This is a genomic window from Providencia hangzhouensis, from assembly GCF_029193595.2.
In the GTDB taxonomy this organism is placed as follows: Bacteria; Pseudomonadota; Gammaproteobacteria; order Enterobacterales; family Enterobacteriaceae; genus Providencia; species Providencia hangzhouensis.
Genome location: NZ_CP135052.1, coordinates 783,526 through 802,517, shown reverse-complemented (window position 1 = coordinate 802,517; position 18,992 = coordinate 783,526). Strand labels below are relative to the sequence as shown.

14 protein-coding genes are annotated in these 18,992 nt (G+C 38.8%); 5 read left to right on the top strand and 9 right to left on the bottom strand.

Annotation, left to right across the window (positions count from 1 at the left end; genetic code table 11):
- Positions 1-31 precede the first annotated feature (31 nt).
- The 5 genes from nadS to phoB all read right to left on the bottom strand — a co-directional run bounded on the left by nadS (position 32) and on the right by phoB (position 4,828).
- Complete coding sequence (nadS, locus tag PZ638_RS03405; RefSeq protein WP_004905562.1) at positions 32-334, bottom strand: NadS family protein; 303 nt, start codon at positions 332-334, stop codon at positions 32-34.
- Between the two features lie 168 nt (positions 335-502).
- Entirely contained in the window at positions 503-826 is a 324-nt protein-coding gene (locus PZ638_RS03400) for a type II toxin-antitoxin system RelE/ParE family toxin (protein WP_164454990.1), read from the bottom strand.
- Between the two features lie 162 nt (positions 827-988).
- Positions 989-2,314 carry a branched-chain amino acid transport system II carrier protein gene (gene brnQ / locus PZ638_RS03395; RefSeq protein WP_004905565.1) on the bottom strand — a complete coding sequence of 442 codons (1,326 nt, stop codon included), beginning with the start codon at positions 2,312-2,314 and terminating at the stop codon, positions 989-991.
- A 490-nt stretch (positions 2,315-2,804) separates the two neighbouring features.
- The gene (gene phoR, locus PZ638_RS03390; protein WP_004905567.1) at positions 2,805-4,115 is read right to left on the bottom strand and encodes a phosphate regulon sensor histidine kinase PhoR; all 1,311 of its coding nucleotides are present in this window, start codon (positions 4,113-4,115) and stop codon (positions 2,805-2,807) included.
- 23 nt (positions 4,116-4,138) lie between these two features.
- Positions 4,139-4,828, bottom strand: a complete 690-nt coding sequence (gene phoB / locus PZ638_RS03385; RefSeq protein ID WP_036958559.1) for a phosphate regulon transcriptional regulator PhoB — start codon at positions 4,826-4,828, stop codon at positions 4,139-4,141.
- Between the two features lie 250 nt (positions 4,829-5,078).
- On the opposite strand from phoB, the gene sbcD reads away from it, so the two are divergent.
- A complete protein-coding gene (gene sbcD / locus PZ638_RS03380; protein WP_094961948.1) occupies positions 5,079-6,293 on the top strand; it encodes an exonuclease subunit SbcD in 1,215 nt (404 codons plus the stop codon).
- A gap of 1 nt (position 6,294) precedes the next feature.
- The gene (locus PZ638_RS03375) at positions 6,295-9,978 is read left to right on the top strand and encodes an AAA family ATPase (protein ID WP_180312366.1); all 3,684 of its coding nucleotides are present in this window, start codon (positions 6,295-6,297) and stop codon (positions 9,976-9,978) included.
- A gap of 44 nt (positions 9,979-10,022) precedes the next feature.
- Here the strand turns inward: PZ638_RS03375 and PZ638_RS03370 are convergent, their stop codons facing one another.
- Both PZ638_RS03370 and PZ638_RS03365 read right to left on the bottom strand, forming a co-directional pair.
- A complete protein-coding gene (locus PZ638_RS03370; protein ID WP_094961946.1) occupies positions 10,023-11,306 on the bottom strand; it encodes a cystathionine gamma-synthase family protein in 1,284 nt (427 codons plus the stop codon).
- A 48-nt stretch (positions 11,307-11,354) separates the two neighbouring features.
- Positions 11,355-12,389: an isopenicillin N synthase family dioxygenase gene (locus PZ638_RS03365; RefSeq protein WP_094961945.1), complete on the bottom strand. Its 1,035-nt coding sequence runs from the start codon at positions 12,387-12,389 to the stop codon at positions 11,355-11,357.
- 240 nt (positions 12,390-12,629) lie between these two features.
- Here PZ638_RS03365 and PZ638_RS03360 point away from each other — a divergent pair, with 240 nt between their 5' ends.
- The 3 genes from PZ638_RS03360 (at position 12,630) to PZ638_RS03350 (ending at position 15,174) form a co-directional block, all read left to right on the top strand.
- On the top strand, positions 12,630-13,490 hold the full coding sequence (locus PZ638_RS03360; protein WP_272674235.1) for a MetQ/NlpA family ABC transporter substrate-binding protein: 861 nt from the start codon (positions 12,630-12,632) through the stop codon (positions 13,488-13,490).
- 353 nt (positions 13,491-13,843) lie between these two features.
- A complete protein-coding gene (locus PZ638_RS03355; RefSeq protein WP_004905586.1) occupies positions 13,844-14,443 on the top strand; it encodes a nitroreductase family protein in 600 nt (199 codons plus the stop codon).
- A gap of 431 nt (positions 14,444-14,874) precedes the next feature.
- A complete protein-coding gene (locus PZ638_RS03350) occupies positions 14,875-15,174 on the top strand; it encodes a type 1 fimbrial protein (protein WP_094961944.1) in 300 nt (99 codons plus the stop codon).
- A gap of 166 nt (positions 15,175-15,340) precedes the next feature.
- On the opposite strand, the gene PZ638_RS03345 is transcribed toward PZ638_RS03350, so the two are convergent.
- Both PZ638_RS03345 and mak read right to left on the bottom strand, forming a co-directional pair.
- Positions 15,341-17,290: a bifunctional 2',3'-cyclic-nucleotide 2'-phosphodiesterase/3'-nucleotidase gene (locus PZ638_RS03345; protein ID WP_094961943.1), complete on the bottom strand. Its 1,950-nt coding sequence runs from the start codon at positions 17,288-17,290 to the stop codon at positions 15,341-15,343.
- A gap of 678 nt (positions 17,291-17,968) precedes the next feature.
- A complete protein-coding gene (gene mak / locus PZ638_RS03340) occupies positions 17,969-18,874 on the bottom strand; it encodes a fructokinase (RefSeq protein WP_094961942.1) in 906 nt (301 codons plus the stop codon).
- Between the last annotated feature and the right edge of the window lie 118 nt (positions 18,875-18,992).

The following is an 18,992-nucleotide window of genomic DNA, read 5'->3' as shown; positions in this document are numbered from 1 at the left end:
AGGATCCAACCCCTTCACTGATGGGGTTGGATTAAATATGAATGGCCCTCAACTCATTAATCAGGCTTGGTTTCTTTTCTAAAAGATACAACAATTTGAGGGCTATTCCTGATGGAAACCGACGTTGTTGTTCCCAGCTACGGACCAAATCAACACTAGAACCTATCGCTTCTGCAAACTCTTGTTGTTTCATACCAGAGTGTTTACGAATAGCTTTAACATCTGGTAGTTCGAAGCGATGAATATTTTCACTAGCAGGAACTAATTCACCTTTCTCGATAGCAACCATCTCTTCTAAGCTACTCACTAAATCGTCAAAAAGCTTTTTTCCCATACCATTATCCTTATTACATAACTCATTCAATTCTATATTTTAAATAATTCGAGCGGCAGTTAGGTGATAAAGGAAGATAGACGGAAAGCATAGATAAACTATGTGACTCGGCTATCTGAGCGTAATCAACACCGCTGCAACTTGAAAGATTACGAGTATATTTAACCATTAAGCAAGCTTTTGAATGATTGCTCGTAAAATCGCTTTTTCTTGTTCATTCAAATCTTCCTTTGCGTTCTTAGTATAAATCGTAAGCAAATACAACCTACCGCTCATGGTTCTGTTATAATAGATAACCCTAACACCACCACGTTTTCCTTTATTTAAGGCTCTCCAACGTATTTTTCTACATCCTCCAGAGCGGCTTATTACGTCACCATACTCATAGTTTTCTAATAAGAAGGCCTGAAATAATTGAAATTCATTATCTTCCATAATTAGTTTACGTTGCTGACTAAAAATTCTAGTTTCAACAAACTCTAAATAATTCATTTGCACCTCCTTGCGCATTTCCCATCCAATCTACTAGTACTCCGTACTAACTTCAACAAAAAAATATCATTAGCCCCATTCAAAACGAGTTATGTAACCGCTCTGGTTACACAAAAAAAGGCCGCTAACATTAGCGGCCCTTCGATTCAATAATTGAAATTACTATACTTGTTTATGCTGCGCAGCGGGTGCCACAAACTTATCGCATAAAATTGCCACGACCATCACAACAACAGTTGGTAATACCCAGACTAAATCTTGCTTATACAGTGGCATTGCTGTCATCCATTCAGGAATATAACCTTTCAGATGATCTGACGCTTTTACGGCGCCAATTAGACCGACCACAAAGCTGACTAACATTGTCGGCGCAATCACTATTGTTGGGTTTTTCCACCACTTCAAAGTAAAGCTTAATAAAATTAAGACAATACAAGGTGGATAAATTGAAACTAGCACGGGTAATGAGAAGGCGATTAACTTACTCAAACCTAAGTTTGAGATCACCATGGAGAACACACCTAGGATCAATACCAGTTTACGGTAAGAAATCGGTACATACCGGCTGAAGAACTCTGCACAAGCACAAGTTAAGCCGACGGCAGTTACCATACAAGCAACAAATATTAATACCGCGAGGAAGAAGCTACCGTAATTACCAAAAGTATATTGGACGTAGGTATGTAAAATGTCAGCGCCATCAGCAGGGTTTGGAATTAACGAACCACTATTCTCACCAAGCTTAAACAATGACAAATAGACCAGCGTCAATAATACCCCTGCAATTAACCCTGCCCACATAGTATAACGAGTTAATAATGAAGAGTTTTCGATACCCCTTGAACGCGCCGCATTAACAATAACGATACCAAATACCATCGCACCGAGGGTATCCATTGTCAGATAACCATTGATAAAGCCGTTCGAGAAAGCCATCTCACGATATTCTATTGTTGACGGAATCGGATCACCCGCAGGCCACATGACAGCCGCAATACCCAAAATAGCCAAAGCTAGCATTTTTACAGGCGCTAAAATGTGCCCAACGCTATCGAGCAGTTTTCCTGGGTATAATGAAATACCAATAACTAGAACGAAGTAAACCACGCTGTAGATCAGTAATAGCATATCGGACTCACCACCGAATAATGGTGCGATACCGACTTTATAAGATACAGTTGCCGTTCTTGGCGTTGCGAATAGAGGCCCTACCGACAAATAAGCAACAACCGCCAATAGTAGCCCTGCAGTTTTGCCGACAGGCGTACTGAGCGCTTCAATACCCCCACCCACTTTAGCCAGCGCAATAACCGTCAAAACAGGTAAACCCACACCAGTAACCAAAAACCCTAGTGCCGCAGTCCAAACTTGTTCCCCTGCCTGCAAACCAACCATAGGGGGAAAGATAATGTTTCCTGCCCCGACGAATAACGCAAAAGTCATAAAGCCTAATGCGATGATATCTCTTGATGATAAACGATGAGCCATATTATGTTATTTTTAAGTGACAAAATAGAAAATTATGGGTTTACACTTAGCAACCCTTTGAAATATATATAGCGAGATAGAATTCTGATAAACATACTGTTAACAATATAAAAAAGTATATTTGCCTGTATCACACGAAATGAAAAGTCAAAAAACAGAAAAATTCGCCAATAACTGACAACAAGTAGAACTTTTATAGGGCAAAAAGGCAATAGCAAACCTAAAAACAAGAATAAATAACTAAACTAATTTTCAGAACTAGTGATTACTTTCAGCAAAATCCCAATACTCGTTATATGCTTTGTTCGAAAAATGAACAACTCATCTTTTTCTAGTGATTAGAATTGATTATTTAACAGAATATATAATTAATGTGACAGCAATTATAAGCATTAAATATATGAATATTGAATTGAATATGCATATGGATTGGTGAATAGAAATAATCCACTTTATTAATATTTTGATTATATTAATAAAGTGGAATTATTTACCCATTTTTAAGTTTTTTATCATCAACAATTAGTACTGTTGGTAACGTAAATGAAAACTCACTCCCTTTACCTAACTGGCTCGTCACCACCAACTGACTACTATGATGTTGTAATGCATGTTTAACAATAGCTAACCCAAGGCCAGTACCTCCACCGCCTTGGCGGGAACGTGCTTTATCTACTCGATAAAAACGTTCGGTTAAACGAGGGATATGCTCTGCGGGTATCCCTTGCCCGTTATCTCTCACACTAAAACGCGCCCCTTGCCCGCTTCTCTGCCAATCAACCCAAATTTTGGTGCCTTCAGGCGTATGGCTGATCGCGTTATAGACTAAGTTCGCCACTGCACTACGTAATTGCTCTTCATTACCATGAACACGCAATTTTTCATCAACATGAAATTCAAATTGATGACGCCCTTGGCTTAAACTAAGCGCTTCTTGCTCAATCATTTTGAGAATGACAGGGATATTCACTTGCTCATCAAGGTTAATTTGAGGGGCAATTTCGATGCGTGATAGCTGCAAAAGCTGCTTAACTAAGTTATCCATGCGGTGCGTTTGCTCTTGCATAACATGCAGTGCTTTTTTATTGACCGCAGTCACGTTTTCTTGGTCATCCATAACCTCTAGGTAACCTTGAATGACAGTGAGGGGAGTCCGTAATTCATGGCTCACATTCGCAAAAAAGTCCCTACGCGCCTTTTCCAAACGACGTTTTTCTGTCACATCTCGCGCAACCATCAATAACTGCCCTTCGGTATATGGCAAGATACGAAACTCAACGATTTCACCACTATTGAGCTCGATAGTCAGCGCTTGGTCATAACGTTTGATGGTGAAGTAACGGCTAAAATCAGGATAACGTAGTAAATTAAAAATATGTTGACCATTATCTTCAGGCCAACGAAAGCCAAGCAAAGCCTGCGCATGGCGATTACACCAGAAGATATTCCCTTCGGTTGTCATCATTACCACTGCATCAGGTAGTGATTCTGCACCACTACGAAACCGTTTAATTAACTGGCCTAATTCACGGCGGCGTTTTCGATTACGTTGCTGCATCTGGTAGATACCATAAAAAATGGGTTCCCACCCACCTCGCCCTTCAGGGGGCAACATACTTTTATCTAGCCATAACCAGTAAGAAAGCTTGAGCAGGTTATACCCATGCCATATCAGTGCAGCAAGTAGCGATATCACTAATAGCCACGCTAGGTGGCCAATAAAAACCGATAAAATAAGGGCGGGTAAGATAAATAAAAACAGCCCCCAAATCAGCTGCTTAATCGATAAACGTTCAAGCACGCATGCCTCTCCCTTTGTGGGTTTTAATAACGGATAGAAAAACGATAACCTGTACCACGTACAGTTTGTACCATTTTATCATGACCTTCCGTCTCTAGTGCCTTTCTTAACCGCCGAATATGCACGTCAACGGTTCTATCCTCAACATACACATTGGCTCCCCAGACATAATTTAGTAGCTGTTCTCTACTATATACGCGTTCAGGGTGAGTCATGAAAAAATGTAGTAATTTATATTCAGTTGGCCCCATATCAATAGGGATGTCATTGCTGGTCACACGATGAGAGGTAGGGTCTAATGTTAACCCATTCATTTCAATAATATCTTCCGTCGCCATTGGTGAAATACGACGTAAAATTGCCTTTACCCGAGCAATTAATTCCTTCGGTGAAAATGGCTTGATAAGATAGTCATCCGCGCCAACTTCCAAACCTTTTACGCGGTCTTCTTCTTCTCCTCGTGCAGTTAACATCATGACAGGAACGTCACGTGTTGCGCTATCACGCTTCATATGTTTAATTACTTGGATACCGGAGCCCCCTGGGATCATCCAATCCAGTAGGACGAGGTCGGGTAGCGGGTCAACGAGTTGTGCAATCGCACTGTCATAATCATCAGCTTCAATAGGCTGAAAACCATTCTGTTCTAATACAAAACAAACCATTTCTCGGATGGGCGCTTCATCTTCAACAACTAGAATGCGTCTTGCCATGATTGTTCCTGTAAAATTAAGAAGACATTTAAAATGTGAAAGCATTATGCGTCACTTTTATGACAGAATTATGAATATCAATGGGTAAAACGCATATTAATCTTTATTTTAACGGTTAAATGTCATTTAAGTGAAATATTTCCGCAACATGGTAATAAAGTCACAAACACCCCTCACCCATTATATGGATCAGGTATACTCTCATTATCGAACGTTCATGCTCATTATTGATGATAGGAATTGATAACTCATGCGCATTATTCATACCTCAGACTGGCACCTTGGTCAGTATTTTTTTACCAAAAGCCGTGCGCCTGAGCACCAACATTTCTTAAATTGGCTAGTTGAGCAAGTAGAACTACACCATGTTGATGCCGTCATCGTTGCAGGTGATATATTTGATACAGGTTCACCACCGAGCTATGCACGTGAGCTGTACAACAAATTTATTGTCGACTTACAAAAAACAGGTTGCCAACTGGTTATTTTAAGCGGTAATCACGACTCTGTTTCTGTACTCAATGAGTCAAGTGCTCTACTTCGTTACTTGAATACACAAGTCATTACGTCTGGAAGTGAGCCGCATGTTATTACCTTAGTGAATAAACAAACACAACCTATCGGCTTAGTTTGTGCCATTCCTTTTTTACGTCCTCGGGATATTCAACTGAGTATCGCAGGGCAAGATATTGAAGAGAAACAACGCTCACTACAAAGCGCTATTCATGATCATTACCAAGCCAGCTACCAACTCGCACTAGAACAACGAGCCGCTTTAGGGTTGGATATCCCAATTATTGCAACTGGCCATTTAACCGTTGTCGGCGCAGCCTTAACTGACTCTGTGAGAGACATTTATATTGGTACGTTAGATGCGTTTCCTTCTGGGGCCTTTCCCCCTGCTGACTATATTGCCCTTGGCCATATTCATCGCCCCCAAGTGATTGGAGGACAAGAAAATATTCGCTACTGCGGTTCACCTATTGCATTAAGTTTTGACGAAACAGCGCAACAAAAAAGTGTCTGCCTTATTGAATTCACTGGAAGTGAATTAACTCAAATTACCCCCTTGAAAATCCCCATTATTCAGCCATTACAAAGCATTAAAGGATCCTTAAGCCAAATAGAACAGCAATTAGAGATATGGAAAGATTACCAAGGTGATAAACCGGTTTGGCTTGATATTGAAGTCGCTTCACAAGATTACCTCGCTGATATCCAACAACGTATTGAAGCGTTGACACAAGACCTCCCTGTCGAAATCGTGATACTACGCCGTGCACGCAAGCAAATACAGGGACAAAACCAAACCTTGGCCAATGAAACATTGAGTGAACTCACCGTAGAAGACGTTTTTTTACGTCGCCTTGCCCAAGAGTCATTAGAAGATCCTGAGCGTGAACAGCGCCTAGTGCAGTTATTTCAACAATCTTATGACGCATTACAAATGAGCAAGGAAAGTTAATATGAAGATTTTAAGTTTACGTTTAAAAAATATTAACTCCCTTAGAGGTGAATGGAAAATTGATTTCACTGAAGAGCCATTTGCTAGCAATGGGCTATTTGCCATTACAGGTGCCACAGGTGCAGGAAAAACCACTTTATTGGATGCAATTTGCCTCGCGCTTTATCACCGAACACCGCGTTTAAAAACCATTTCTAACGCACAAAATGAACTGATGACTCGCCACACTGGGGAATGCCTTGCGGAGGTGGAGTTTGAGGTCAAAGGCAAAGCTTATCGTGCCTTTTGGAGCCAAAGACGAGCAGGAGGAAAACCTGACGGCAATTTACAACAGCCTAAGGCGGAACTTGCAACGGTTACTGATGGTAAAATATTGACCGTAAAAATCACAGAGATAAAGGAATTAGTAGCACAAATAACTGGGCTTGATTATGAGCGTTTTACTAAATCAATTTTACTCTCTCAAGGTGATTTTGCTGCGTTTTTAAATGCTTCAGAGAAAGAACGCGCTGATTTACTTGAAGAAATTACAGGCACTGAAATTTATAGCCAAATTTCAATTTATGTTTTTAATCAACACAAGCAAGCTAAAATTGACTTAGATTTGCTAAAAGCGAAAGCGCAAAGCATTAATTTACTCACTGAAGCAGAACATCAAGAGTTATTGGCACAACAAAACCATTTACTTGAACAAGAGACTCAAACCAAGCAACAGCGTGCTCGCCACCAACAAGGGGTTAATTGGTGGCAACAATATCACCAACTCACCCAGCGCATGCAATCACTTGATGATGAGCTTAAAAAAAACGAGCTTGAGTTCCAAGCTGCTCAGCCTCAGTTGAAACGGTTGGCGGACAGCGCTCCGGCAGAATCTCTTCGTCCGTTGTGGCAGGAAGTTGAACGCCTGCAACTACAACTCACTGAATACACGAATAAACAACAACGTTTGCAACTTAGCTTGCAAACTCAGCAAGCTGAACGTGCCCCACTGCAAGAGAAGTTGTTGAAATCACAATCCGAGTATCAACAACACCTTGATTTCGCCAAACAACAACATCAATTGATTGATGAAACTGTCAGGCCTCTGGATAACCAAATTGCACAATTGAAACAGCAGCAGTCTGAAATTACGCAGCAAATTGAGCAACAGTACAAAACTCTTCAGCAAAAACAACACTTAGTTAATGAGACACAGAATCAGATCCAAAATGCTCACATTGAGTTAAAGAAACACAACCAATTCCTAGAAGCGCACCCAAAAGACGCTGAACTGAGTTCCCAAATAGGTAGTTGGCAACAACAAGGTTATTTTATTTTCGAATTAGCCGACAAACTGGCGAATTTGCACAATAAACAACAAATACTTTCAAATGGCGTCGCACAGTTACAGCGACAACAACAGCTGCAAACTGAAAAATTATCCCAAAAACGTCTCGAGTTAGAGCGCAGCACCGTCGCATTCAAAAAACAAGAAGAAACCTACAAACAAAATCAAGAAAAACATGATGTTAACACCATCAACCAACACATTGAACAGCTACAAGCTCGATTACAGCATGCCAAGTTATTACCCCTAATATTATCTCAATGCCTTAATACTCAAACACAAAAACAGAAAGAAATTCAAAAAGATGTTGAATTAGCACAAAGTATCACTGCAACGCAAAAAGAGTTGAGCATTGCCCTGACACGTATTAATGAGTTAGCCCCACGCGTCAAACTAACCAATGATAAATTACAATTAGAACAAAAAATTGTCAGCCTAGAGCATGAGCGCCAGCAACTCATAGCAGGTAACCCCTGCCCATTATGTGGTGCAACAGAGCACCCTGCAGTTAACGATTATCAATCAATCCATCTCAATGAAACGCAGCAACAACTCATTGAACTAACAGATAAACTCGACCAATTAAAACAGCAACAAGCTCAGTTAGAATCACAACTTCACACACAAAAACAACGTCAGAACGAAAACTTACAGCAACAACAGCAAACCAATGAACAATTCGATGCTTTTAACCAACAGTGGCAAAAGGCATGTGAGCAAGCACTCACTCCTGAGTTAGCCCAAAATGAGCAAGCCGTCACCCTCTTAGTTAATCAATTAACGGATCAATTAGCTACGCAACAGAGAATAGTGGCGGATATGGCGGCTCTAGAACGTGAATATCAGCAAGCCAAACATCATTTACATGAACAACAAGCTAGCTTTACACAGCTGCAATCAGAACTGTTATTAGTCGAAGAGCGTTTAAAAAACCAAACGCAACAACTTGATGAGCTCCAAAAAGAACATAATCAGCTCCAACAGCGTAAACAGATACAAATAGAGCAATGGCAATCCACCCTAGATCCATTTAACTTAAGCGCGCCAGATAAAGATAAGTTTGATGAATGGTTTCGCGAAGTTACTCAGCGAAGTGAGCGCTTTAATAACCAAAAAATGGCGGCGCAAACACTTAGCCAACAAATTGAAGTCAATAATGCCACATTAAAAGTTGAGTCAGCACAACTCCGTATTCTCACTCAACAAATTGAACAAGAAGAAAATCGACTTAAACAAATTGAGTTAGGTTTAGAGCAAAAAATAGCGCAACGGAAAACACTGCTTTCTGGTTTAGCTATCAGCCAATTCATTCAGCAATTGAATGATAAACAAACCATCCTTTTCCAAACTCAGGAACAATTAAGTAAACAACTCAATGAGATTGATAAAGCCATCGCCTCAATGAATGGAAGCTATCAAGAGCTCATTGACGCCAGTGAAAAAACAAAACTGGCACAAAAACAAGCCAATACCCTGTTCACTCAATCACTTACAGATAGCCCATTTAGCCATCAACAAGCCTTTCTTGATGCGTTAATAAGCCACGAAGAAAAGCAACAATTAGAAGAGCTAAAACAGCGCATAAACCAAGCTCGTATTCAGTGTGAAACACGTTATAAAGAGGGGCTACAGGCGATTGAAGCACTGAATCAACAGCGTATTGCTGATTTTTCGGCGCTTACTGAAACGCAATTACAAACAGTAGTCACTCAACTTGATGAAGAAATTAAGCAAATAAACCAAAAGCAAGGCCAGATAATTAACCAACTCAGTGCAGATAAGCAACTGCGCCATCAGCAACAAGATTTACTGCAAGAAATAGAGAAAAGCCAATTAAGTTATGACGATTGGAGCTATCTCAGTTTACTTATCGGCTCCGCTGAAGGGGATAAATTCCGACGTTATGCACAAGGCCTAACTTTGGATTGTTTAGTTTCTTTAGCCAATCAACAACTTGAAAAACTTCATGGCCGTTATTTATTACAGCGTAGCCACCAAGCAAACCTTGAGTTACAAGTTATTGATGGCTGGCAAGCAGATAGCATTAGAGACATTAAAACGCTTTCTGGCGGGGAAAGCTTTTTAGTGAGTTTAGCATTGGCCCTAGCGCTATCCGATATGGTGAGTCACCGTACACAATTGGAATCGCTCTTTTTAGACGAAGGTTTTGGGACTTTAGATGCAGAAACGTTAGATATTGCCCTAGATGCATTAGAAAGTTTGAATGCATCCGGCAAAACTATTGGCGTAATTAGCCATGTGGAAGCAATGAAAGAGCGCATCCCCGTACAAATTGCAGTGAAAAAAGGCAATGGACTTGGTTTTAGCGAACTTCCCGCACAATACCGCATCAGTTAACGCAATTTTGTGATTATTCAGGGTGGGAAAGCCCACCCTGATGATTAAATCGCCTCTAATGCTAGTTCCAATGCATATTTAAGGTCATTCACATTTTCAATACCAATTGATAAGCGCACTAAATTATCACTAATACCAATATGTTCCCGGACCTTTTGAGCAACACCTGAATGGGTTGTGGACGCCGGATGGCTGGCGAGCGACTCAGTCCCTCCTAAGCTAACTGCTAATTTAAAGATAGCTAAGTTGTCTAGAAAACGAAATGCATCCGCTTCATTACTCCCCACATTGATAGAGAAGGTTGAGCCTGCACCAGTGCATTGTTTTTGATAAACTTGATGTTCCACACTCCCTTCCGGAAAAAAAGCAGGAAAATGCACTTTGCTGACTTTAGGGTGCTGATGGAGATATTCAGCCAATATTTTTGCACTCTCATTTGCCCTTTCCATACGTAACTGTAATGTTTCTAATGACCGCCCTAACATCCAGCTAGAATGGGGGTCAAGCTGTGTACCGATGGCATTACGTTGCGCCTTCACTTTCTTGACTAACTCCTGACTTCCAACCACAGCACCCGCAACTAGGTCTGAATGCCCTCCCACATATTTAGTTAGTGAGTACACACTTAAATCTGCGCCTAATGACAACGGCTTTTGAAATACAGGCCCTAGCAACGTATTATCGCAAATGACTAATGGAATTTGTCCATTTTGGTTCGTCGATATCTGCTTTGCCACTTGGCTAATTAATTCAATATCAACAAGTGTATTCAATGGATTAGACGGCGTTTCAATATAGATAGCCGCGACTTTTTTACCTTTTTCGATACGTTTAGCAACGTCTAAAATAGATTCTTGCTCATAACCATTTTGAAAAGGAACCGAAGTTATTCCAAAACGGGCTAACGTGTTTAAAAATAAGGTTTCAGTTCCACCATAAAGTGGCTGAGAATGGAGTAACACATCACCCGGTTGCAATACTGCCATTAAGCACGTTGTAATTGCCGACATACCAGAAGAAAATAGCGCTGCGCTTTCTGCCCCCTCATACAGGGCGAGTCTGTCTTCGACAATCTCACTATTTGGGTGGTTAAAACGTGAATACACCAATCCTTGTTTATGGTTTTCGCTCGTTTGTGTGCGCCCACTAACTAAGTTAAAAAAATCTTTCCCTTCCTGAGCGGTTTTAAATACAAATGTGGATGTCAGAAAAACAGGTGGCTTAATTGACCCTTCTGAAAGCTTAGGGTCATAGCCATAACTCATCATTAAGGTTTCTGGAGATAATTCTTTACCTTGTAAGTCCTTTTTATAGCTCTGTTCTGACATTTTTAGCTCCAATATGGTTTATCATCATATCTCTAACGACTCGACTGCTCAGATAATATTATTATTACTTATTATTTGCTCATATTCCTTAGGATAAAAGCGACGTGTGACCGTTAAATGGGAGCGCAAGCGCCCTTTAATGACATTTTTTCCGAGGTTGGTAAATAATGGATTCAATGGATCGCTATCAGGCCCTAACGCTTGTTGCGCTAAATAATGGGGTAAATTTAATAATGGGACTTCTTCTGCAAAAATATTTGGCGTAATAAAATAAGCAATAGAATAACGAGAATGACTATTTTTACGCCTAACAACTTGATGAACATTCGCACGTAAATAGCCATTAGTGGCTAATTCAAATACTTCTCCAATATTTACCACAAATGCATTTTCCAAAGGTTCAACATCTATCCAGCCTACATCTGTTTCAACTTGTAGGCCTCCACTATTGTCCTGCCATAATAAGGTTAAGATCCCCGCATCTTTATGTGCGCCAACGCCTTGCTCTCCTTCATTATTATTTTCTCTTGCCGGGTAATGAATAAGTTTTAATAAATGTTGTGCCGGCTCGGCAATAATTTTATCAAAACTATTTTCAGGTAATTCTAGTGCAACTAAAAACGCTTTAATTAATTTTACTGCAATGGTTCGCATTTCACTTTGCCACGCAAGTGCCTGAGATTTAAGTTCAGGTAAAGATTGCGGCCATTGGTTTGGCCCGTGTAAATTAAACCAGATAGGGTCATCTTGATTAAGTTGCAATGCAGGTAACTCTTCACCAATATCAATCTGTTCACGGTAATCCGGCTGGCTACGAGTGCTCTCTTCCGTGGATGCTGTATACCCACGAAAATGCTTTGAGTGCTCCATCGAAATGCTTTCTTTTTCGCTTTGAGGTAAGGCAAAAAATTGTTTAGTTGTGGCTAATAGTTGCTCACGTGTACCAACAGGAATATTGTGCCCAACAAGATAAAAAAAACCAATTTCTCTAGCAATAAACCGTAATTTTTTGTAGAAATTCTCTCGTGTTTCAGGGTTTTCGAGTTCTTGTAAATCAATAATGGGTAATTGTGTTATAGACATATTAATCGACCTTCTAAAATATTTATTTAAATAATGAATAAAATTCAAGATATATTTATCACTCGATTAAATACCACATCTGATATTACTAAAAATAATTTAAAACTATATCGATATAACTTTTTGTAACAGTTAACATCTTATATAACTGAAAATAAGAAATACGAAAAAAATATTATTTATAAAGCGTTATTTTTATTTGGTTAGATACCGAGAACAAAACCAATTAGAGATCATCAAATGAAAAAACTACCTGCAGTGTTATTGTCCTTGTCGTTATCAGCCTTAGTGGCTTGCTCCCAAGAAGAAGACACCAATGAAATTACAGAACCACAAAAAGTAACTTCACAAAAAATTATTATTGGCAGCCACGGTAGTGATGCGGATATATGGAAATTTATTGCCCAATCACCGGAAGCTAAACAAGCCAACCTCGATATTGATGTCAAAATTATTGACGATGGAATAACACTCAACGTCGCTACCATTGACGGAGATGTTGATGTTAATGCATTTCAATCTTGGAGGTTTTTAAAAGATTTTAATAAAAATCATAATAACCAATTAACGGCGATCTCAACCACCTACTTTGAGCCAATGGGCATATATTCGGTAAAACATAAAAAATTAGCTGATTTACCTAAGCAATCTATCGTTGCCATTCCCAATGATGCCGCCAACCATATACGTGCACTTAAATTACTTGAAAAGTCGGGGTTAATTGCATTAAAACCTAATTTTAACCAAGCCACAGGGTCTACTAATGATATTGTCTCGAACCCTAAGGACTTAGTTTTTAGGCAAATAAAATATGCTCATGGCCCAAGAGCATTGCCTGATGTTGATATTGCAGTCATAGGTAATACCGCTGCACAAGAAGGCGGGTTAAACGTTTTAACTGACTCGTTATTTAGGGAAGAGAATGATGAGACTATTATTAATAATATCAATTTATTAGTTGTTAAAACAGATAACAAGGATAACCCTAAATTTGCCAAATTAGCAGAACTGTACCACACTGAAGCGGTAAGAAAGTACATCATTGATAATTTTGGTGGAACTAAAATCGAAATAACCAAAAATGTTAGTGAACTCAATTAAGTAAAACTAGTTATCATTCTTGCCTAGCAGGATTACGCCTCTTGCTAGGCTCTTTAATGCCCCATCTATTCTCTCTTTTTCTATGCTCAATTATTTTATATGTATATTATTCATTTGTGCCTATTAATGTCATCTCCCATCATAAAACCTCACCAGAAACATATTTAATATATTGATTTTAAACAAATTAAAAGCAAAGCTTAACTTAGTGCAAAAATTTGAACCTTATCGTTAAATTTTTTTTCTATGATTTTTCATTCGCCAAGTTATAGTAATAACCATTGAAACACACTACGGCTTCTAAGATTTATTCAATAAAATGCCGTGCGCTAATGAAAAGCTAGGAGACTAAAATGTCTAACGCATTTATCGAAATGATTAAAAATCGTCGTACTATTTATAACCTCGGCGATGCTTTACCAGTATCAGAAGAACACGTCACGAAACTAATTAAAGAAGCAGTTAAACATTCACCATCATCATTTAACTCGCAAACGTCTCGTGTGGTAATTTTATTTGGTGCTGAACACAAAAAATTGTGGAATATGACTAAAGAAGCACTGCGTAAAATTGTTCCTGAGCAAGCCTTCGCTTCAACAGAACAAAAAATTGATAGCTTTGCTGCAGGGGCTGGTTCTATTCTGTTTTTTGAAGACGAAAACATCGTAAAAGGTTTACAAGAACAATTCCCTTTATATGCGGATAATTTCCCAATTTGGTCTGAACAAGCCAGTGGTATCGCACAATTTGCAGTCTGGACAGCATTATCACAAGAAAATATCGGTGCATCTTTGCAACATTACAATCCACTGATTGATAATGACGTTCAAACAACATGGAATGTACCAGCTAACTGGATATTACGCGCTCAAATGGTATTTGGTTCGATTAATGCACCCGCTGGTGATAAAGACTTTATGGACGACGATGTTCGTTTCAAAGTTTTCAAATAAACTAGAATACTAAGAATTTAAATAATCCTCTCGTAATATATTTACGAGAGGATTTTATTTATTTGATATAATCAAGGTGAATAATTCAATGTCATCACCAATGATGATCATAGTTTTAACTTATAACTTATTCTAAATTAATCCGCACCCTCAATAAAACATATTTATTCAAAATAGTTTATCGAAATAAAAAGAAATATTTACAATTATACTATTATTATTACACTCGTGTTACCGTCTGACTATTAATTGAACATGCGAAATTTGACAACTACATAAGTTGATATTTATCAATTCATTAGCCAATCACCCTACTAAACTCTAAGTATATTTTCATTTTTAGTTTTGCATTATAGATATTTGAACTACACTAAAAGTGAGAGCACAAAAACACGTTCCATCGTGTAAGTGTTATTAAGGGGGGGTGGACTATGAAAGGTTTATCTTTACTAACATCTGTTGTTGCTATAATCATTTCAAGTTGTTCTTTCACCTATGCAAGTAATAATTCATCAGGAGGTACAATTACATTTACAGGTTATATCTATGAGCCACAATGTTCAGTTAAGGTTGAACATAAAGAGCGAGTGAATATTACGTGTTACCGAAAAGGTAAAGATGTTTCAATAACTGGTTCTTTAAAAAATGGCCAAAAGGTAGAATCTGAATATGTGAAAGTTGAGTATGATAAACACACTAAGTTACCTATGTTAAATGTCTTTTATGAGTAGCTCCATAATGGTTACCTTAATCATAACTGCTCGGAATATTTAATGTAAAAATTGTCTTAATATTCCGAGCACTATTTTCCCCTCTAAAAAGTACCTCTTAAACACATTATTTAGCCACTAAAAAGCCCACCCGTAGGTAGGCTTGAATGATATCAATGTGTTCAGATTACTTCTCGGTTAAATCTATTTGATAAATAGCGAAACCAATATCATCAGTACCGACTTGTTTCATCGGATACTGCGCATTCTCTTTGATGAATTTTGCTGCTTTTTCACTTGGTGCAGTTTCAAAGCGAATATCCAGTTTTTTGTCTGTTTTAATTGGAGTGAATGACCAATTATTAGCCGCTTTAGTCGCAATTTGTCCTTTATTTTTAGACTCTTTAGCAATATAAGCCGCTAAAATAGAACGGTTTTCATCCGGTGATGCAAATGCAACATTATTATCACCTGTTCCAGCAAATTTACCGCCGTAGCCACGGTAGTTATTCGTTGCCACTAAGAAAGTTGCTTTTGGATCAATCGGTTTACCTTGGTAGGTTACGTTTTTGATTCGGTTAGCATCTTTGTTGACTGTTTGGCAATCAACATCGTATTTCGCTGGCTGAGTCAGGTCGATTTGGTAATTTACACCACTAATTGTATCGAAATTATAAGTTCTGAAACCATTCCAATTCAATAAGCTTTGTGGTGCTGTTGATTGTGGGTTGATTTGATTGAACATCCCGGCTGAACATTCTAACCACTCGACGACATCCGCACCTGTGGCTTTAACTACAACTAATGTATTTGGATATAAATATAAGTCAGCAGCATTACGGAAAGTTAAATCACCTTTTTCGACTTCAATAAATTCAGTCGGTGAATTTTTACGTCCACCCGCTTTAAATGGCGCTGCGGCTGCAAGAACTGGTAAATCTGCGAGGTCAGGGTCACCTTGAATAAAGTTTTTGGTGTAATCGATTTGAGCATCATTCACGATTTGTACAGTTGGGTCGCTTTGAACCAATGCTAAGTAGCTGTACATATTTTCGGATGCTTTACCGATATGTTTTCCGACAAACTTACGAGTATCTTGGTGTTCTTGTTCAATAATTTTTGCTAGGTCGCCATCACGCTCAACCAAGGCTTTCTTATTTGGTTTATCATAGACAGGGCGTGCATGAGCTGTTGCATCAACCACTTTCCACGCGCCATCATCATTATTGACCACTAAATCAACCACACCTAAATGATCACCCCACTGTCCTGGCATAACCGCAGGTACACCATTAACTGTTCCCTTTGCAATATCAACACCTTTGATATCGCTGAAATCTTTGCTAGGGAACACGCCGTGTGAGTGGCCAAACATGATAGCGTCGATACCTGGGACTTCACTGAGGTAATAAACTGAGTTTTCAGCCATTGCTTTATATGGCTCTTGAGAAAAACCAGAGTGAGGAATAGCAACAACTAAATCCGCACCTTCTTTTTTCATTTGTGGTACAAATTTTTTCGCAGTTTCAGTAATGTCATTAACTAAAACTTTGCCTTCTAAATTTGGTTTATCCCAAATAAGAATTTGTGGGGGAACAAAACCAATGTAACCAATCTTGATAGTGTGCGTTTTACCGTCTCTATCTTTAACCGGTGTATCTACAATAATGTATGGGTTAAAGTAGTTTTTACCCGTTTTCGCATCAATAATATTAGCGTTAATGTATGGGAATTTTGCGCCATCAATAGCTTTATGTAAGAATTCTAATCCAAAGTTAAACTCATGGTTACCGAAGTTACCTACGGTGTAACCCATAGTATTTAAAAGTTTATGTGCAGGGTGAGATTCACCGTCTTTTAAACCTTCACCTACTATATAGTCTGCTAATGGGCTACCTTGGATTAAATCTCCGTTGTCCACTAATACTGAGTTTGTCGCTTCTTGTTTAGCGGCTTTAATTAATGTCGCGGTACGAACGTAACCAAATTGCTCTGTCGGCTTGTCTCTATAATAGTCAAAATCAATGAGGTTGCTGTGAACATCCGATGTTTCCATTACGCGTAAATCAACTGTTGCTGCGTTCGCATTAAATGCGACTAACATAGCAAGTGTTGAAAGTTTTAATACTTTATTCATGTAATCCCCTTAGTTGCCATTATTGAGAGAAAATTGCCTCTCAAATCTGAGTACCTACCCTGTAAAATTGAACAAATAAACAACAAAGTTAGCGTTAAAATTTTACACTATGTGCATGACGTCAATTTTTAATGATAATACACTGCAAACAGTAACCATTTTTTGTGACTAAATCACGGTTTTCATCTTTTTATTGAGCTTGATTTTTATATAGCTCACAAAAATGAATTAATGATGACAAATTCACCTTAATTAACTCAACTTATTCCATTGAGGAGTTGTGAATATTTTTCGTAGGAAAAAAAGAACTGTGATTTATATCACTGAGTATTAAAGAAACTTATTTAACTTAAATTTCTGTGCTTTATTTAGCCAAGAAAGCACCTTTATTTTTACTTATCCTTTTTATTCTATAAATATATCCATCAAATTATTTTCAATTAATCTAAATTTAATTTAAGAAATAAAAGATGATTATTTAATCATTAGTTTTATACATATTTTTCATTTGATTAGAAATTAAGTATTTTTCCTAAAGAACTTTCATTTGATTAGAAACCAAGTATTTTTTCTAAATAATTCGAGTTGAGGCAAGGCGGCAAAAGAGAGTATCTCGGGGAGCATACACAAGTATGTGACCCGAGTAACCGAATGAAGCCAACACCGCGACAGCGTAAATTAGGACGAAAACAACCAAGCAGCTCCGCGAACCCCACTCGAATCGCCATGCACCGCCTTACGAATCGGTGTATCACACTCCCTACCAAACACCCACTGACGAATACGCTTTGGTAGCTCTTCATAGAGGCAATCAACATTACTCATTCCGCCCCCTAGCACTATCACATCTGGGTCTAACATATTAATGGCTTGTCCAAGGGCTTTTGCAAGGCGATTAAGGTAATTTTCCAGTGCAATGGTGGCATGCTTATCACCTGTTTGAGCTAATGCAACAATTTCCATCCCCGTTTTTTGGCTTCCTGACATTTTTGCATAATCCGCCATAAACCCTGTACCTGAAACAAACAATTCGGTGCAGCCCGTCAGCCCGCAATAACAGCTTTCTGATACTAGAAACTGCCTATCTTGCTCATCTTGCCATGGTAAAGGGTTATGCCCCCATTCCCCTGCAACGCCATTTCCCCCTGAATGCACTTGCCCATTTATCGCAATTCCTGCACCACAACCGGTTCCGATAATAACAGCAAACACGACCTTCTCACCCGCTCCTGCACCATCAACCGCTTCTGAAACAGCTAGGCAATTAGCGTCATTCGCCATTTTTACTTCACGGTTTAATAGATGACTTAAATCGGCATCAAACTGTTTACCATTAAGCCATGTGGAATTGGCATTTTTAACTTTACCAGTCACAGGAGACAAAGTTCCAGGGATCCCCACACCAACACTACCTGACAACCCAGTCGCCGTTTCTGCATCTGCCACTAAACTTGCTATCGCTTTAAGTGTCGCGTCATAATCACCACGAGGTGTTGGAATACGTTTACGAAACAAAGTATTGCCACTGTCATCTAATGCAATAACTTCAATTTTGGTTCCACCAAGGTCAATACCTATTCTCATTATGATGTTCTCTACTATTTAAAGTTTTTATGTCAGGGCTTCTATAGCTATCATGGCTTGCTTTGAGGGGTATTATCAATAGTTAACCAATGAAATGATAGCAGCCCTCAACGACAGC